This window comes from Nitrospira sp. KM1 (assembly GCF_011405515.1).
In the GTDB taxonomy this organism is placed as follows: domain Bacteria; phylum Nitrospirota; class Nitrospiria; order Nitrospirales; family Nitrospiraceae; genus Nitrospira_C.
This window is the reverse complement of sequence record NZ_AP022671.1, coordinates 2417048-2432218: the sequence shown is the minus strand read 5'-3', so window position 1 is coordinate 2432218 and position 15171 is coordinate 2417048. Positions and strand designations below refer to the sequence as shown.

Below are 15171 nucleotides of genomic sequence, written 5' to 3'. Positions count from 1 at the left end.
GTGACACATGCATTCCGTTCCCTCCATTCAGACTGCCCGTGTGGATCTCCACATCGACCTTCCATCATGAAATATGAGGTGGACCTCGCCATTGTCGGAGCAGGGGCAGCAGGTCTGGCCACCGCGATCTTTGCTGCGGAACGGATGAAATTTCGTCGGGTCGCGCTCCTCGACGGCGCAAAAACGTTGGGAGCCAAAATTCTGGTGTCAGGCGGTGGTCGCTGCAATGTCACCCATCAACACGTGACGGCGAGAGATTTCTTCGGTAATCGAAGAGTGATCAGGAACATTCTCGCTGCCTTTTCAGCCGACGACACGGTGAAATGGTTTGGTTCATTGGGAGTGGAGTTGAAACGAGAGGAAACCGGAAAGCTGTTCCCCGTAACCGACCGGGCTCGAACCGTGCTCGCCGCCCTCATGGAACGATGTAGAATATTGGGAGTACAGATATATCTCGACCATCGAGTGACAGCCATTGCACAGATATCCGATGCGGATCGACCATTCATGATTTCTCACCGTCAAGGGGAGATGAAGGCCGGTCAGGTCGTCCTCGCGACGGGGGGGAGATCCCTTCCCAAGTCGGGGAGTGATGGGCTGGGTTATGAGCTCGCCCGGTCGTTTGGGCACCGGGTGACAGATACCGTCCCGGCCCTCGTGGCTCTTACGTTAGAAGACACCTCTTTTCATCGATCATTGGCAGGTGTGAGCCATCAGGTCCAATTGACGACCATGGTTGATGGGATTCCCGTTGATCGGCGTACAGGGAGTCTTCTCTGGACTCACCAAGGTATCAGCGGTCCGGCCGTGATGGATACCAGCAGGTTTTGGACGCTCGCTCGAACGGTCCAAGCCAGAGTCGAATTGTTCGGGAACTTTCTACCGGATCAACAACCGGACCAGGCCGCGGCTTGGCTGAAGGACGAGGCTGTTCGGTTCCCGCAGCGATCGACGAGGAGGGTTTTATCTCAACGACTGCCCGAACGAGTCGCCGAGGCGATGTGCGGACAGGCAAAGTGTTCTCGGGATACCCCCATCCGCCAATTGTCCCGAGGCGATCGAGACCGGCTGTGTCAGACGCTCACCAGATTTGCGTTCCCGGTGACAGGCGATCGGGGCTGGAACCATGCCGAGGTCACGGCCGGAGGGGTGCCGCTCGAAGAGATCAACTCTCGCACGATGGAATCGACACGAATATCCAATCTGTATATGGTCGGAGAGATGTTGGATTGCGACGGGCGTATCGGGGGCTTCAATTTTCAGTGGGCCTGGGCGACGGGATATCTGGCCGGCCGTGCGATTTCCGCCAAGCTGATCGGTGATCCAACCGATCGTTCGGCATCTTCATTGGAGAGTTTGTCTTGAGGGTGGAAGCAGACCGGCGTACAACTGATGAATCGATCATGATGAAAGTCGAACCATGAACCGCCCGTTCGGGTATGTGCAGACGTCGATCGGCCACAAGGTCATCGTGGCGCTGTCGGGTCTTCTCCTTGCCGCCTTCGTGGTCTTCCACATGCTTGGGAATCTGCAGGTCTTTCAGGGGGCGGCCGCTTTGAATGGGTATGCCGCAGTGCTCCGGGATATGCCGCTGTTGCTTTGGACCGCCAGATTGGGCTTGTTGGGGTTGGTCGGCATGCATCTGGTGATCGGAGTCCGGTTGGCACAGCGCAACCGTCGCGCCCGCCCCGAGGGCTACGCCGCACGGACGTATCGTCGAGCTTCGTTCGCATCGAGGACCATGGCGGCCAGCGGTATGCTGTTAATACTCTTCATCATCTTCCATATCCTCCACCTCACGGTCGGGGTGGTCGATCATACCTTTGTCGAAGGAGTGGATGGACGGGGACAGCGCGATGTGTTCGGGAAGGTTGTCCATGCCTTCCAGAACCCTTTGTACGTGACGATTTATTTGGCAGCCCAGGCCGTCTTGGGACTTCATCTCAGTCATGCGTTGTCCAGCAGTTTTCAAACACTGGGTTTGGAGCATCCGCTGCTCGATCGCCTGTTTCGTGGTACGGGGCCGGTGGTCGCCGGGTTCGTCGTGGTCGGAAACATCGTCATCATCCTTGCCATTGCGTCAGGGGTGGTGCGGGCATGATCCGTCTGGATGCCAGAGTGCCGGAAGGGCCCCTTGAATCAAAATGGGATCGTCATCGGTTCAGCGAGAAGCTGGTCAGTCCGCACAATAAACAACACATTCGAATCATTGTCGTGGGCACCGGATTGGCGGGGGCCAGTGCGGCTTCCACGCTCGGGCAGCTCGGCTATCACGTCGAGTGCTTTTGTGTTCAGGATAGCCCTCGCCGGGCGCACAGCATTGCTGCACAAGGAGGGATCAACGCCGCAAAAAACTATCAAGATGACGGCGACAGCATCCAACGGCTGTTCTATGACACCATCAAAGGCGGGGATTTTCGCTCGCGAGAAGCGAACGTGTATCGTCTGGCGCAGATCAGCGCCGAAATCGTCGATCAGTGCGTGGCGCTGGGCGTTCCCTTCGCCCGTGAATATGGAGGACAGCTGGCGAATCGCTCGTTTGGCGGGGTGCAAGTCTCCCGAACATTTTATTGCCGCGGGCAGACCGGGCAACAGCTCTTGTTGGGCGCGTACTCAGCGTTGTGCTGGCAGATCGAGCGGAAGCAGGTCAGGATGCACCCGCGCACGGAGATGCTGGACTTGATCGTTGTCGACGGCCATGCGCGCGGCATCGTTGTGCGCGACCTCGTCTCCGGAAAGATCGGCGTGCATACGGCGGAAGCCGTTGTGCTGGCCACCGGCGGGTACAGCAACGTCTATTTTCTCTCGACCAATGCCAGCAGCAGCAATGTGACGGCAACCTATCGGGCCTGGAAACAAGGGGCAGCCTTTGCCAATCCTTGCTTCACGCAGATTCATCCCACGGCGATTCCTCCAAGCGAAGAATACCAGGCAAAGCTGACGCTGATGTCCGAGTCACTCCGAAACGACGGCAGAATCTGGGTGCCGAAGCAACCCTCTGACCGGCGAGTACCGTCTGACATACCCGATGCTGACCGCGACTATTTTCTTGAACGCCGGTATCCGCGTTACGGCAATCTCGTTCCTCGAGATGTCGCCTCACGCGCCGTCAAGGTTGTCTGTGACGAAGGACAAGGGGTCGGGCCCGGTGGGCAGGGCGTCTTCCTGGACCTCTCTGATGCCATCGCGCAGCAGGGCTTGGAAAAGATTCGTGAGCGTTACGGAAATCTGTTCGACATGTACAACCGGATTACAGGAGAGGATGCCTATACGCTCCCGATGCGGATCTATCCGGCCCCTCACTATACGATGGGGGGATTATGGGTGGACTATAATCTGATGAGCACGGTGCCTGGCCTATTTGTCATCGGTGAGGCGAATTTCGCCGATCATGGGGCCAATCGGTTAGGCGCCAGTTCACTCATGCAGGGTTTAGCGGACGGGTATTTTATTCTGCCCTATACGATCGGGCATTACCTTGCCACCACCAAACATATCCCCTTGGGGCAGACGCATTCGGATGTGCGCGTCGCCTTGGAGCGGGCGACGGGGAAGATCGAGCGCGTGCTTCAAGGGAAGGGCCGTCGGACGGCAGCGTCGTTCCATCGTGAAATCGGGCGGCTGATGTGGAATGCCTGTGGCATGGCGCGTCACCAAGCCGGACTCCGTCAAGCGCTTCAGGACATTCCTCCTTTGCGAGAGGCATTTTGGCGTGACGTCGCGGTGCCGGGATCGGGGCAGGCCTTCAACCAGGAGCTGGAATATGCAGGCCGTGTCGGGGACTTCCTGGAGTTTGCGGAGCTCCTTTGTTATGACGCGCTCGAGCGTGAAGAGTCCTGCGGAGCGCATTTTCGCGAGGAGTATCAGACGCCAGATGGCGAGCCGATCCGCGACGACCAGCGATACGCACATGTCGCCGCATGGGAATACGTTCCGAACAGCCCACCGGCGCTCTCCAAGGAACCGTTAGCGTTCGAGTTCGTCAAGCCAGCGGCGCGAAGCTATAAGTGACGGGAGACCGATGACGTTCACCTTGAGAGTTTGGCGGCAGGCAGGACCATCCATTCACGGCCGCCTGGTGAGTTATGAGGCCATGGACATCAGTCCGGATATGTCATTTCTGGAGATGCTGGATACCATCAACCAGCGATTGATTCTCAAAGGGGAAGAGCCGATTGCGTTCGAATTCGATTGTCGAGAGGGCATCTGCGGAAGTTGCTCGCTGGTGATCAATGGAGTTCCGCACGGACCCGATCGGGGGATGACCACGTGTCAGCTGTACATGCGCCGCTTTCCCGATGGTTCGACCATCACGATCGAACCCTGGCGCGCAAAAGCGTTTCCCATTATCAAAGATCTCGTCGTGGATCGAAGCGCGCTTGATCGGATCATGCAGGCAGGCGGGTATATTTCGTCAAACACCGGAGGAGCAGTCGACGGTAACGTGTTGTTGATTGGAAAGGATCGAGCGGAGACGGCCATGGACGCCGCGTCCTGCATCGGATGCGGCGCATGCGTCGCGGCCTGCAAGAATGCATCCGCGATGCTGTTCGTTGCCGCAAAGGTCTCTCATCTCGCCTCCCTCCCGCAAGGGGAGCCGGAACGGACGGGCCGCGCGAAAGCCATGGTCCGCGCCATGGACCGCGAAGGGTTCGGCTCCTGTGGCAATCAATACGAATGTGAAGCGGTCTGTCCAAAATCGATCAGCGTGCGCTTTATCGCCATGTTGAACCGGGAACTGATTCGCGCCGTGATCGATGAGCCTCGCCCTCTTGTCGAATCCGCTCAAGATCCCCACTCAGAGTTCCACTGAACGCACGCTCGCCAGAGCAAACGCGCTGTTTTCTTGACAGATCCGGGCGCTTCAATTATCGCTAGCTACGAGGAGACTCGCGCGCTGGGACTTTGCCAACCTCTCTGGCCAAAGTTTGTCCCGGCCGTCCTGGAATCAAGGTTCGACAATCGCACGATGCGCCGCTCTCTCTATTGCCCGCAATGTCGTCACGACAAGGTCGTCCGCGCTCGCCCGCTCTCGACGACCGAGCGCGTGGCTGCGCTTTTCATGATGGTGCCGTTCTCCTGTCAACAATGCAGCTGCCGGTTCCTGGCCTCGCGCATCGGCGCCAACGTCCCGCAGCATGCCGTTGAACGACGTGAACATCTTCGTATTCCCGTTCGCCTGTATCTCTCCTTTTCCGGAGGGAAAGTCCGTGGAGAGGGAATCGTGATGGATCTTTCTGTCGGAGGCTGTATTATCAAGAGCGACACGCAGGTGCATATCGACGATATTTTCTATTTGGAAATCACGACGGATCAGGACGAACCTCCCCTTGAGGTGGCGGCCATGGTTCGTTCCATCACCCAGCGCGGGATCGCCTTCAAGTTCCTGCGAGCCGCGCAGGAGAACAAGCGACTGTTGGCCTTCGTACAGGCGAGAACGGCCGATCATCTCGAACGCACGACTCCCCCGCTCAGAGCCGCAGGCTGATCCCCAACGCTAAGTTTCTGTTTAGAAGGGTTGTTCCCACGCAGACGGCAGGGGAAACTCCGTTGTCAACCGCTCGTGTTCGGCAAAGTCGTACGGTTCCACGGTCAGGTCACTGGAACTGAGCGGCTCCGGACAAGCCGGGGAGATCAACCAGTCGACCATCGCTTGCGCTTTTTCACGCGAAGAGAATCTGCAGAGGCCGTATTCCGGCATACCGGAAGAGGGATACCAGAACGCCAACTCGATCGCGGTCCCCTGAAACACGCCGAGCGAACGATGCCGTATCTGAAACCCGCCGGGCGTCTGTGAGGTCGGCTCTAGAGACATGGCACACTATATCTTCGGTAGATTGACCATGATAGCATGAAGCGATTCCATCCCAGCGAGAGGAGTGTCGACCATGGGTCGGGTGAGCAGAGCGCTGATGATTCTCATCGCAGCCATAAGTTGCTCGGCATGCGGCTATAACGATCTGCAGGGACTGGATGAAGACACGAAAGCCGCTTGGAGTGAGGTGGTCAACCAGTACCAGCGTCGAGCGGATCTCATTCCAAATCTCGTGGCGACCGTCAAGGGCTATGCCGCTCATGAGAAGGACACGCTCGAGGGAGTCGTCCAGGCTCGCGCTCAAGCCACGGGTGTGCAAATCACTCCGGAGATGCTGAAAGATCCGGCGGCATTCGAACAGTTCCAAAAAGCTCAGGCCGGGCTGACGTCGGCCTTGGGACGCCTGATTGCCATCGCTGAGAATTATCCGAATCTGAAAGCGGACCAGAATTTCAGGGATCTTCAAAGCCAGCTTGAGGGGACGGAGAACCGGATCACGGTCGCGCGAAAGCGCTATATCGACCGGGTCGCGGAATTCAACAAGATGGTGCGCTATTTTCCGACGAATTTGACGGCCAAGATGCTGCTGCATCTCGAGGAGAAGCCGAATTTCACGGTCGCGGATGAACGTGCCGTCGCCAAGCCGCCGGAGGTCAAGTTCTAGCAAGTCGCTGTGCGATGACGCTTTCGAAACTCACGAGCCGTGTCTGGCCTCTGCCGGCACGGCTCTTTGCCGTTTTATGGATACTCGGGTCCATAACGGCCTGGGGCCTGGAAGTCCCCGCGTTGACGGGTCGCGTCGTCGATCTGGCCGGTGTCCTCTCCTCCGCCCAGAAAGAATCGCTGACCGGCGCTTTGAAGGCGCACGAGGATGCTACCACCAATCAAGTCGCCGTCTTAATCCTGCCCTCGCTCGAGGGAGATCCAGTCGAATCATTTTCACATCGCGTGGCCACGACATGGAAGCTTGGCCGAATAGGCGCTGACAACGGCGTCTTGCTGCTGGTTGCCATCAAGGAGCGGAAGGTTCGGATCGAAGTCGGTTACGGACTCGAAGGGTCACTCACCGATCTTCGGTCGGCTCACATCATACGAGATGAAATCGTCCCGCGGTTCCGCGCACGGGACATGGCAGGCGGTATCGAAGCCGGCGTCCAGGCAATTCTATGGACCATAGGACAGGCCGAGGCTGGACACGATCAGCCTCCCCCGAAGGCCTCGTCGGGTGACCGGACGGCCGGTATAGAATTCGTCGTGATCGGTATAGTCGTCGGCTTCTTGGCTGGAATGATTCTGAGCCAAGGAAAGCATCGTGTGAGGGCGCTCTTCGGCAGCCTGCTCTCCATTATCGTGGCGCAATCCGCCGGAATCCCGCTGGCGCTCCTCTCCGGAGGAGTGACGGCTGTTCTCCTGTGGCTGATCCTTCAGGGAAATCGACGCACCGGCGGACAGTGGATCAGCCATGACTGGACCTCGTACAGTAGTCGTGACGGTGGGTGGAGTGGGGGATCCCTCGGCGGGGGCTTTAGCGGCGGTGGTGGGGATTTTGGCGGTGGAGGTGCCAGCGGTGATTGGTAAGACCTCACATTTGACCCAGGAAGATCGTCTCGCTATCAGTGAAGCCGTGCAGAAGGCAGAGCGGCGAACGCGAGCTGAGATCGTCCCGATGGTGGTGTCTCGGTCCGGCTTATATCGAGAGTCTTGGCATTGGGCTGGATTCAGTGTGGCCATGCTGGTTCTTTCACTCTTGTTGGCCCTTGAAACGTCGTGGTTACCTTGGGGGTGGCATCAAGGCAATGCGGCATGGCTTCTCCTGGCGACCATGACGGGCTATATCGCAGGAAGCTGGGTCGGCCGGCGTGACGCGTTCGTTCGGTTGCTGACGTCGGCCGAGCGGATGCGCCAGAAGGTTCAACTCAGAGCCGAGCGCGCGTTCGTCCGGCATGGTATCGGACGGACGAGCGACCGAAACGGCGTATTGATCCTGGTCTCTCTGCTGGAGCATCAAGTGTACGTGATGCCCGATCAGGGAATCGGATCATCGGTACCTTCGGATCAATGGCAGTCGGTGGCGGAGGCCGTGGTGCGCCGGCTCAAGCAAGGCGACCTGTGCGGCGGATTGTGCGATGGCATTGAACAATGCGGAGTGATTTTGTCCACTGCCTGTCCGCTACGATCCGGTGAGAATCCAAATGAACTTCCCGATCGGTTGATCGAGGAGCCCTAACCATAGTTTCATGGACTGACCTGCATCGATCCGTTAAAATCCCCGTTCATGCCTGAATCCACAGCGGAATCTTCAATTCCGGCTCAACCCCGGGACGACAGCCATTCGGTCATGAAAGCGGCCGGCCTGATTGGAGCGGCCACCTTTTCCAGCCGGATCCTCGGATTTATCCGCGACATGGTGCTCGCCCGGCTCTTCGGCGCGACTCCCGCAGCCGATGCGTTTTTCGTGGCCTATCGTATTCCGAATTTGCTTCGCGAGTTGTTCGCGGAAGGATCGATGTCCTCTGCCTTCATCCCGGTCTTCACCGAATACCAGACTCTGAGATCGAAGCACGATACATGGGAACTGGCAAGCGCGGTGTTCACGACGCTGCTGACCGTGGTCACCGGGATCACGGTGCTCGGCATCATCGCCGCGCCTGCGCTGGTCTGGCTGCTCGCACCGGGTTTTCATGGCGACCCCGCCAAGTTGCACATGACGGCGTTCCTCGCACGCATCATGTTTCCCTATCTGTTGTTCATCAGCCTTGCCGCCGTGGCCATGGGAATCTTGAATTCCATGCGCGCATTTGCGGCACCGGCATTCTCGCCAGTCTTTTTCAACATCGTCATTATTGGCTGCGCGTTCTTTCTCGCCCCGGCATTTACCGAGCCGATCCTCGCCGTAGCGGTGGGAGTGGTGGCAGGCGGCGCGGCCCAGTTTGCCATGCAACTTCCCGGCCTCAAAAAGCGCGGCATGCTCTTCGGTTGGCGGTTCCAACCGACCCATCCAGGTGTTCGCCGGGTTGGCACGCTCATGATTCCTTCGTTGCTCGGACTGTCCGTGACGCAGGTCAATATCACCGTCAGCACCATTTTGGCGTCGTATTTCTCCGGTGGGCCGACCTACCTCTTTTACGGCATGCGTCTGATCCAGTTTCCGTTGGGCATCTTCGGCGTCGCATTAGCGACCGCTATTCTTCCCACGCTGTCGGCTCAAGCCGCTCGAGGAGCATTGGACGAATTACGCGGAACTGTGGGTTTTGGGCTGCGCATGATCCTCTTCATCATTCTTCCTGCCATGTTGGGGCTCATCCTGCTCAGGCAGCCTCTGGTCCATCTGTTTTTCGAACATGGCTCGTTTACGCATGAGGACACGGTGGCCACAGCCGGTGCGGTACTCTGCTACGCCGTCGGCCTCTGGGCTTTTGCCGGAGTCAGAATCATCGTCTCGGCGTTTTATTCGTTGCAGGATACCCGTACGCCGGCCATCTCGGCGGTGGTCGCAGTCGTGGCGAATATCGGCCTCTCGCTGGCACTCATGACACCGTTGGGATTCTCCGGATTGGCTCTGTCGACGGCTCTTGCCGGAATGGTGAATGGGATTATTTTGATTTCAGTCCTCAATCAGAGGCTGGGAGGGGTCGAATGGGGCTTGGTCGGGCGCTCGATGCTGCGTTCGGCGTGTGCCTGCATCCCGTTGACGATTGTGTGCACCTGGATCGCCGATTTTCCGATCTGGACGTCTCCGGGCGAATGGACGCTCAAATCGGGTTTGCTCAGTGTAGCCATCGGATCGAGCGTGGCAGGATACGTGGGTATGCAGGCTCTTCTGAAATCGGATGAGTTGTCGCTGCTCTGGGGAATCGTGAGGAAGAAACTCCCGCGCATCGTATGACGATCGGGGTCCACCCATGATGAAGGGCATGGTGTTTCGATCTCCGTGGGGCTGGATGGGGATCGCGGAGTCTCGAAAAGGGCTGCGCGCCGTGATCCTCCCTCGTCCCACGAGGAAGGAGGTTCTGGCCGATCTGCGCGGATGCAGCGGCCCCCTGTTCGTTGAGTCGTCCACTATGCAGCTGCGTGCCGCCCGCGCTCAGATCCTGAGGTACTTGCAAGGTGGAGGCTTCTCCTTTTCGCTGCCTCTGGACCTGGCAAACGGAACCCCTTTCCAACAGCGGGTATGGCGCGCTCTGCGGCGAGTCCCGTACGGCAGTCTTCGGTCGTACCAATGGCTTGCCCTGCGGGTGGGCGGTCGACCCTATGCGAGAGCGGTCGGTAATGCCGTGGGTGCCAATCCTCTTCCGATTGTCGTCCCCTGTCATCGAATCATTGCAGCGAATGATACTCTTGGCGGCTTTTCATCCGGACTGTCGATGAAACGTCGCCTTCTGTCGCTGGAAGGAACGTTGGCCCGCATTCACGGATCTCATCAATCATGAAAGCCGTGATCCAACGCGTGACCAGGGCATCGGTGGACGTGGACGACCAGACGATCGGCCGCATCTCGCTCGGATTATTGGTCTTACTGGGTGTGGCCAAGGGAGACGAGGAGTCAGACTGCCGCTCGATGGTCGATAAATTAAGGACGTTCAGGATTTTCCCAGACGACAGAGGAAAGATGAACCGATCGTTAGTGGATGTCGAAGGCGCCGTCCTGCTCGTCTCCCAGTTCACGCTTCTTGCGGACAGCCGGAACGGACGGAGGCCGAGTTTCGATGGTGCTGCTGAGCCGGACAAGGCGCGATACCTGTATGAGCAAGTTGCGGCAGGTCTGAGATCGCAAGGAACGATGGTCGAGACCGGCGTCTTCGCGGCGCACATGAGGGTCGAATTGGTGAACGATGGCCCGGTGACATTCGTCTTCGACACCCGATGAGATGGATCTGTCAAGTGTGTGATGAAGGTTCCGATAAGGAGTCTAGGGGCTGAAAGACTTGTCTGCTATACTCTGAGTGCGACGTCTGGAGTTCACGAGGGGAATCATGGGCACGGAAGTCCCTCCTCGACATCCACTTCGGGAACTTTTCGGTGCATTGACCGAAAAGAGCTTCACCGAACATCTCGGATGGCCGGATCTCAAGGTCACGACGTATCTGTCCAACCTGCTCGTCGAGTTTACGCATACCGACCAGCTCTATAAAATTCGCAATCAACAGGAACATCGGGTGGACTCGGTGGTCGAGCTTCTTTACGAATCTGAAATTCTGTTCGAGGCGCAGTCACCGGACCGCGAGCGCACGGTCCATCGGCACATCGGAGATTTCACGCTGTTTATGGCGGGATTATTTCCCGAATACCTGCGTCGTTTGAAGACCGCGGGGCTGATCTACCATAAGGACTTTCTCGTCGATTACATGAAGACCGGCAAGCGTTCATACGGGATACTGGCCGAGTTATCCGACAGTCTGGCGCAAGATGAACCCCATTTGTTCAAAACCCTGTCCGATAACTTCGAATTGTGCGTCACCGGCTTGGGATTCGTGCGGTCTGATCTGGATCGAATGAAGAATCCCGGTTACCGGCAGGCGCGGAACCTTCTGCTGAATTGAAACGCCCCTTCTCCCCTCTCATCCTTGTCCATGGCGGTGCAGGCAAACGGCGCATGACACGTATGCAGGCGGATTGTCTTGCCGAGGCGCTTGCCGCGGGCCACGAGGTGTTGCGGCGTGACGGAGCAGCCCTCATGGCCGTTGAAAGTTCGATTCAACTATTGGAAGCCTCCGGTCTGTTCAATGCAGGTCGAGGTGCCAATCGGCAACTCGACGGTGTGCAGCGGATGGATGCTTCCATCATGGACGGAGCAGACCTGCGGGCGGGGGCGGTCGCCTCCGTCGAGGGCATTCTCCATCCGATTGCCGCGGCCAAGTTGGTCCTGGAAAAGACGGATCACGTCCTGCTCGTGGGACCTTCCGCCGGACGATTTGCACGGCACTTCAACGTTCTCAGGTATCGCTCTTCACAGAAGCGTGTGCGAATGGACTATACAGCTTTGTTGAATAGGCGGCGAACTCGCTCGGGACACGGAACGGTCGGCGCGGTGGCGCTGGATCGCTCTGGGACGATTTCCGCCGGGGCATCGACCGGTGGGATCGACACGATGTTGCCGGGCCGCGTCGGCGATACGCCGCTCATCGGATGCGGCGTCTATGCCGACAATCGTAGCGCAGCGGTGTCGATGACGGGGTTGGGCGAAGGGATCATCCGGCTTGCAATTGCGAAATCCGTCTGCGATCGTTTACGTATGGGAACCGGTCCTGAAAAAGCTGCGAAGGCTCTGCTGCATGAGCTGGTAACGAGGGTGGGGGGGCGGGCAGGCATGCTGGTCGTGTCGCCATCCGGCCAGTTTGCGTTGGTCCACGTGACGCCCTACATGGCTGCGGGATGGTGGAACGGCACGAATCGACCGACGGTCAAGGCGGTGTGGCCATGAAACCGCCCATATTTCATCTGGCATTCCCCACACATAATTTGGAGCAGGCAAAGTCATTTTATGTGACTGGCCTAGGCTGCACATTGGGACGAGAATCAAAACATGCCGTCACATTCGGGTTGTCCGGGCATCAACTTGTCGCTCATGTGTCATCTGAGAAATCACCCGGACAACAGGGCATCTACCCGAGACATTTCGGGCTGATCTTGCTCACGCAAAAAGAATGGCAGGATTTGGCTGACCGTGCCGAGAAGCACGGACTTCGCTTCTTTCAGCGGCCACGGGTCAGATTCCCGGGGAGCCGGATCGAACACCACACGTTTTTTCTTCAGGACCCTTCCGACAACCTTCTTGAATTCAAGCACTACACGTTTGAGTCCGCCATTCTCGGGGAGCGCGAGATCAGGGAAATCGGTGATACATCCTTCGACGACTAAATCCGGTCCGTTGGGATATGGAACACGTGAAGTCCATGGGCGGAGATTCACCAATCAGTCACGGCATGGATAGCGAGGGGGTCATTCAGCTCTGACCTGTCTCTTTTCGGGCTGTTCCATGCGATGGAGGATGCGCACTTGACGGCGCATCAGAGCGGCGGTCTTACGTATCGGGTCATATCTCCTCGGCGACGGCAGCATCGCGGCCAGCCAGGCGGCCTCATCGGCTGTCAGGTCGTGAGCCGGCTTCTTGAAGTGATGTCGGGCAGCCGCTTCCGCTCCATAGACGCCACGGCCCCATTCGGCCACATTCAAATACAGTTCGAGAATGCGTTGTTTCGTGAGTCTGCGTTCGAGCATGGTCGTGATCAGTGCTTCGTGGGCTTTGCGAAACAGACTCCGTTCGGAGGATAAAAACAGATTCTTGGCCAATTGCTGAGTGATGGTGCTGCCGCCGCGTTTCAATTCTCCCCGTTCGAGGTCGTACAACGCCGCATCCTTGATTCCTTCCCAATCGAATCCCTCATGGGTGAAAAACGAAGCATCTTCCGCCGCCACCACGGCTCGTCGGAGATGGGGAGACACGCGGGAAATCGGCACCCAGATCCAGTTTCGATTGATCCGTTTGCCTTCTTCGCGCGACCGGGATTCTCTGGCTTCGATCAGCGCCGTCGTTTTCGGATTGGAACGCTCCAGGGTTGAAATATCAGGCATCGCCAACAGCCAGACGATGCCCAGGGCGACAAGTGGTCCTCCAAGACAGAGTGCGACCACGAGCGGTATGCTTGAACGCCGGGTTGAAATTGACTTCCGCATCAAAGACTGCGTATCAGAGAAGCAGCACTATGGCCAGGACATCATGAAGGTGGCATCGTGAAAATTCTGAAGGCCGAGTTTATCAAAAGTTGCGTCAGTCCGAAGGAATTTCCCGTGGGTGGAATGCCGGAGATCGCCTTTGTCGGGCGTTCCAACGTCGGCAAGTCGTCCCTCATCAATTCGCTGCTTCAGCGCCGGGGATTGGCCAAGGTTAGCCGTACGCCGGGCAAGACCCGGGCCGTGAACATATTCTCCGTCGCCACGGACGATTCGGCCCTTCCGCGATTCCTGCTCGTCGATTTGCCGGGATACGGGTACGCCAAGGTGTCGAAAACCGAACGACTTCAATGGGCGCCGCTGATCGAACAATATCTTGTTCGGCAGACAACGCTCTATGCGGTGGTGCTGCTCATCGAAAGCCGTGTCGTCGGGAAGCAGGATCGGGAGACGCGCGATTGGCTGATGTCGGTCGGGCATCGGCCGGTCGTGGTGGCCACCAAAGTCGACAAAGTGAGACCCAGCGAGCGCGTGGCGACGCTGCGTCGTGTGCAGCAGGAAATCGGACTTTCTGTGGATGAAGGCCTTATTCCTTATTCGTCGGCAACGGGCGAGGGCCGAGACCGTTTGTGGTCTGCACTGAAAGCGCCGACTCAAACTTGATTTCAATATAGGCCTTGTTCTTGAGATCCGCCAGCCAGGCCTGAAACGTGTCCTCGCTTTTCTGTTGGAATACCAGGGCCTGGATTTCCTGTCGGACTTCATCGAACGGCCGGAACTGCTTCGGTTTCTTGTCTTCCATACGGATGATATGCAATCCTTCCGGAGTTTCGATCGGATCGGAAATCCCTCCCGGCACGAGGTGCGATACGCCCCGCTCAATGCCGGGAAGCAGTTCCCCCTGCCGAACCAGGCCGAGGCGTCCCCCGCGCGACGCGTTGGGACCGTCAGAGTATCGCAACGCAAGATCTTCGAACGATTCCCCTTGTTTGAGCAATGCGGTCGCTTCTCGGATCTTGACTCTCGCATCGTCCAGATCGCCTGAAGTGTTCGGCTTGATCAGGATCTGACTCAGCGTATATTCTTCCGGCAAGGCAAAACGATCCCGATGTTCGGCGTAGTATCTCCTCATTTCGGGTTCAGCGACCATGACTCCGCTGCGCACCTCTCGGTCTACAACTTTGAGCAGAGTCAATTGATCGCGCACGCCTCGCACGCTGTTGGGATCTTTCTCGTCCACCGCTTCGCCTTGCTGCTTCAGTTGTTGGAACGCCTGCCGCACCTCCTGATCGGTCACGTCGACATTGCGGACTTTGGCTTCCTGTAACTGTAGTTTCCGTTCGATCATCGTGGTCATAGCCATGGACTCCGCTGTCCGGAGCCGCCTGTAGAGTTCGTCGCCACGATATTGCTTACGGATCCGTTCCTGTTCCGGAGTCAGCTCCCGTTTGAATTCCGATAACATGATCAAATCGGTGTTCACGATCGCCACGATGCGATCTTCCACTTTGGCAGCGAAAGCCGGATAAAGACCCCACAGCAGGGTCACCACCAAGAACGGGAAAAGAAGTAGTAGCCTGGACGTCATAACAGCTGGACGTGGCGGATCATGTGTGTGGTTGTCGATGTAAGTCCGAGCCCTTGAGCCGGACGGGTCGCGCCTGATTGTACAGGATTGAGAGGCA

The 15171-nt window shown here is 57.9% G+C and carries 18 protein-coding genes; 15 read left to right on the top strand and 3 right to left on the bottom strand.

Annotated features, from left to right (window positions below):
• The first annotated feature begins 66 nt into the window (after window positions 1-66).
• From W02_RS11260 to W02_RS11240, 5 genes are all read left to right on the top strand, one after another.
• On the top strand, window positions 67-1365 hold the full coding sequence (locus W02_RS11260; RefSeq protein ID WP_173047722.1) for an NAD(P)/FAD-dependent oxidoreductase: 1299 nt from the start codon (window positions 67-69) through the stop codon (window positions 1363-1365).
• Window positions 1366-1420: 55 nt separating this feature from the next.
• Complete coding sequence (locus W02_RS11255; protein WP_173047720.1) at window positions 1421-2101, top strand: succinate dehydrogenase cytochrome b subunit; 681 nt, start codon at window positions 1421-1423, stop codon at window positions 2099-2101.
• The gene (locus tag W02_RS11250) at window positions 2098-4011 is read left to right on the top strand and encodes a fumarate reductase/succinate dehydrogenase flavoprotein subunit (protein ID WP_173047718.1); all 1914 of its coding nucleotides are present in this window, start codon (window positions 2098-2100) and stop codon (window positions 4009-4011) included. The genes W02_RS11255 and W02_RS11250 overlap by 4 nt, the downstream gene beginning before the upstream one ends.
• Window positions 4012-4021: 10 nt before the next feature.
• Window positions 4022-4813: a succinate dehydrogenase/fumarate reductase iron-sulfur subunit gene (locus W02_RS11245; protein ID WP_173047716.1), complete on the top strand. Its 792-nt coding sequence runs from the start codon at window positions 4022-4024 to the stop codon at window positions 4811-4813.
• A 156-nt stretch (window positions 4814-4969) separates the two neighbouring features.
• Window positions 4970-5488, top strand: coding sequence for a PilZ domain-containing protein (locus tag W02_RS11240; RefSeq protein ID WP_173047714.1), 519 nt, complete (start codon window positions 4970-4972; stop codon window positions 5486-5488).
• 21 nt (window positions 5489-5509) lie between these two features.
• Here W02_RS11240 and W02_RS11235 read toward each other — a convergent pair whose 3' ends face one another.
• Window positions 5510-5815 (bottom strand): hypothetical protein, encoded by a 306-nt coding sequence (locus tag W02_RS11235; RefSeq protein ID WP_173047698.1) that lies wholly within the window; start codon window positions 5813-5815, stop codon window positions 5510-5512.
• 73 nt (window positions 5816-5888) lie between these two features.
• Here W02_RS11235 and W02_RS11230 point away from each other — a divergent pair, with 73 nt between their 5' ends.
• The 9 genes from W02_RS11230 (at window position 5889) to W02_RS11190 (ending at window position 12673) form a co-directional block, all read left to right on the top strand.
• Window positions 5889-6479, top strand: a complete 591-nt coding sequence (locus tag W02_RS11230) for a LemA family protein (protein ID WP_173047696.1) — start codon at window positions 5889-5891, stop codon at window positions 6477-6479.
• 14 nt (window positions 6480-6493) lie between these two features.
• Window positions 6494-7393: a YgcG family protein gene (locus tag W02_RS11225; RefSeq protein ID WP_173047694.1), complete on the top strand. Its 900-nt coding sequence runs from the start codon at window positions 6494-6496 to the stop codon at window positions 7391-7393.
• A complete protein-coding gene (locus tag W02_RS11220; RefSeq protein WP_173047692.1) occupies window positions 7383-8042 on the top strand; it encodes a TPM domain-containing protein in 660 nt (219 codons plus the stop codon). The genes W02_RS11225 and W02_RS11220 overlap by 11 nt, the downstream gene beginning before the upstream one ends.
• Window positions 8043-8090: 48 nt before the next feature.
• On the top strand, window positions 8091-9701 hold the full coding sequence (gene murJ / locus W02_RS11215) for a murein biosynthesis integral membrane protein MurJ (RefSeq protein ID WP_173047690.1): 1611 nt from the start codon (window positions 8091-8093) through the stop codon (window positions 9699-9701).
• Window positions 9702-9729: 28 nt separating this feature from the next.
• The gene (locus W02_RS11210) at window positions 9730-10245 is read left to right on the top strand and encodes a methylated-DNA--[protein]-cysteine S-methyltransferase (protein ID WP_173047688.1); all 516 of its coding nucleotides are present in this window, start codon (window positions 9730-9732) and stop codon (window positions 10243-10245) included.
• Window positions 10242-10682 carry a D-aminoacyl-tRNA deacylase gene (gene dtd / locus W02_RS11205; protein WP_173047685.1) on the top strand — a complete coding sequence of 147 codons (441 nt, stop codon included), beginning with the start codon at window positions 10242-10244 and terminating at the stop codon, window positions 10680-10682. Before W02_RS11210 ends, dtd begins: the two co-directional genes overlap by 4 nt.
• Window positions 10683-10788: 106 nt before the next feature.
• Complete coding sequence (locus W02_RS11200) at window positions 10789-11355, top strand: hypothetical protein (protein WP_173047683.1); 567 nt, start codon at window positions 10789-10791, stop codon at window positions 11353-11355.
• On the top strand, window positions 11352-12236 hold the full coding sequence (locus W02_RS11195) for an isoaspartyl peptidase/L-asparaginase family protein (protein WP_255458495.1): 885 nt from the start codon (window positions 11352-11354) through the stop codon (window positions 12234-12236). The genes W02_RS11200 and W02_RS11195 overlap by 4 nt, the downstream gene beginning before the upstream one ends.
• Window positions 12233-12673, top strand: a complete 441-nt coding sequence (locus W02_RS11190) for a VOC family protein (protein ID WP_173047679.1) — start codon at window positions 12233-12235, stop codon at window positions 12671-12673. Before W02_RS11195 ends, W02_RS11190 begins: the two co-directional genes overlap by 4 nt.
• An 81-nt stretch (window positions 12674-12754) precedes the next feature.
• On the opposite strand, the gene mtgA is transcribed toward W02_RS11190, so the two are convergent.
• On the bottom strand, window positions 12755-13489 hold the full coding sequence (gene mtgA / locus W02_RS11185) for a monofunctional biosynthetic peptidoglycan transglycosylase (RefSeq protein WP_173047677.1): 735 nt from the start codon (window positions 13487-13489) through the stop codon (window positions 12755-12757).
• A 57-nt stretch (window positions 13490-13546) separates the two neighbouring features.
• Here mtgA and yihA point away from each other — a divergent pair, with 57 nt between their 5' ends.
• Window positions 13547-14149 (top strand): ribosome biogenesis GTP-binding protein YihA/YsxC, encoded by a 603-nt coding sequence (gene yihA / locus W02_RS11180; RefSeq protein ID WP_173047675.1) that lies wholly within the window; start codon window positions 13547-13549, stop codon window positions 14147-14149.
• Here the strand turns inward: yihA and W02_RS11175 are convergent.
• Entirely contained in the window at window positions 14073-15074 is a 1002-nt protein-coding gene (locus W02_RS11175; protein WP_173047673.1) for a peptidyl-prolyl cis-trans isomerase, read from the bottom strand. The two genes, yihA and W02_RS11175, sit on opposite strands and share 77 nt — an antisense overlap.
• Window positions 15075-15171: the final 97 nt, after the last annotated feature.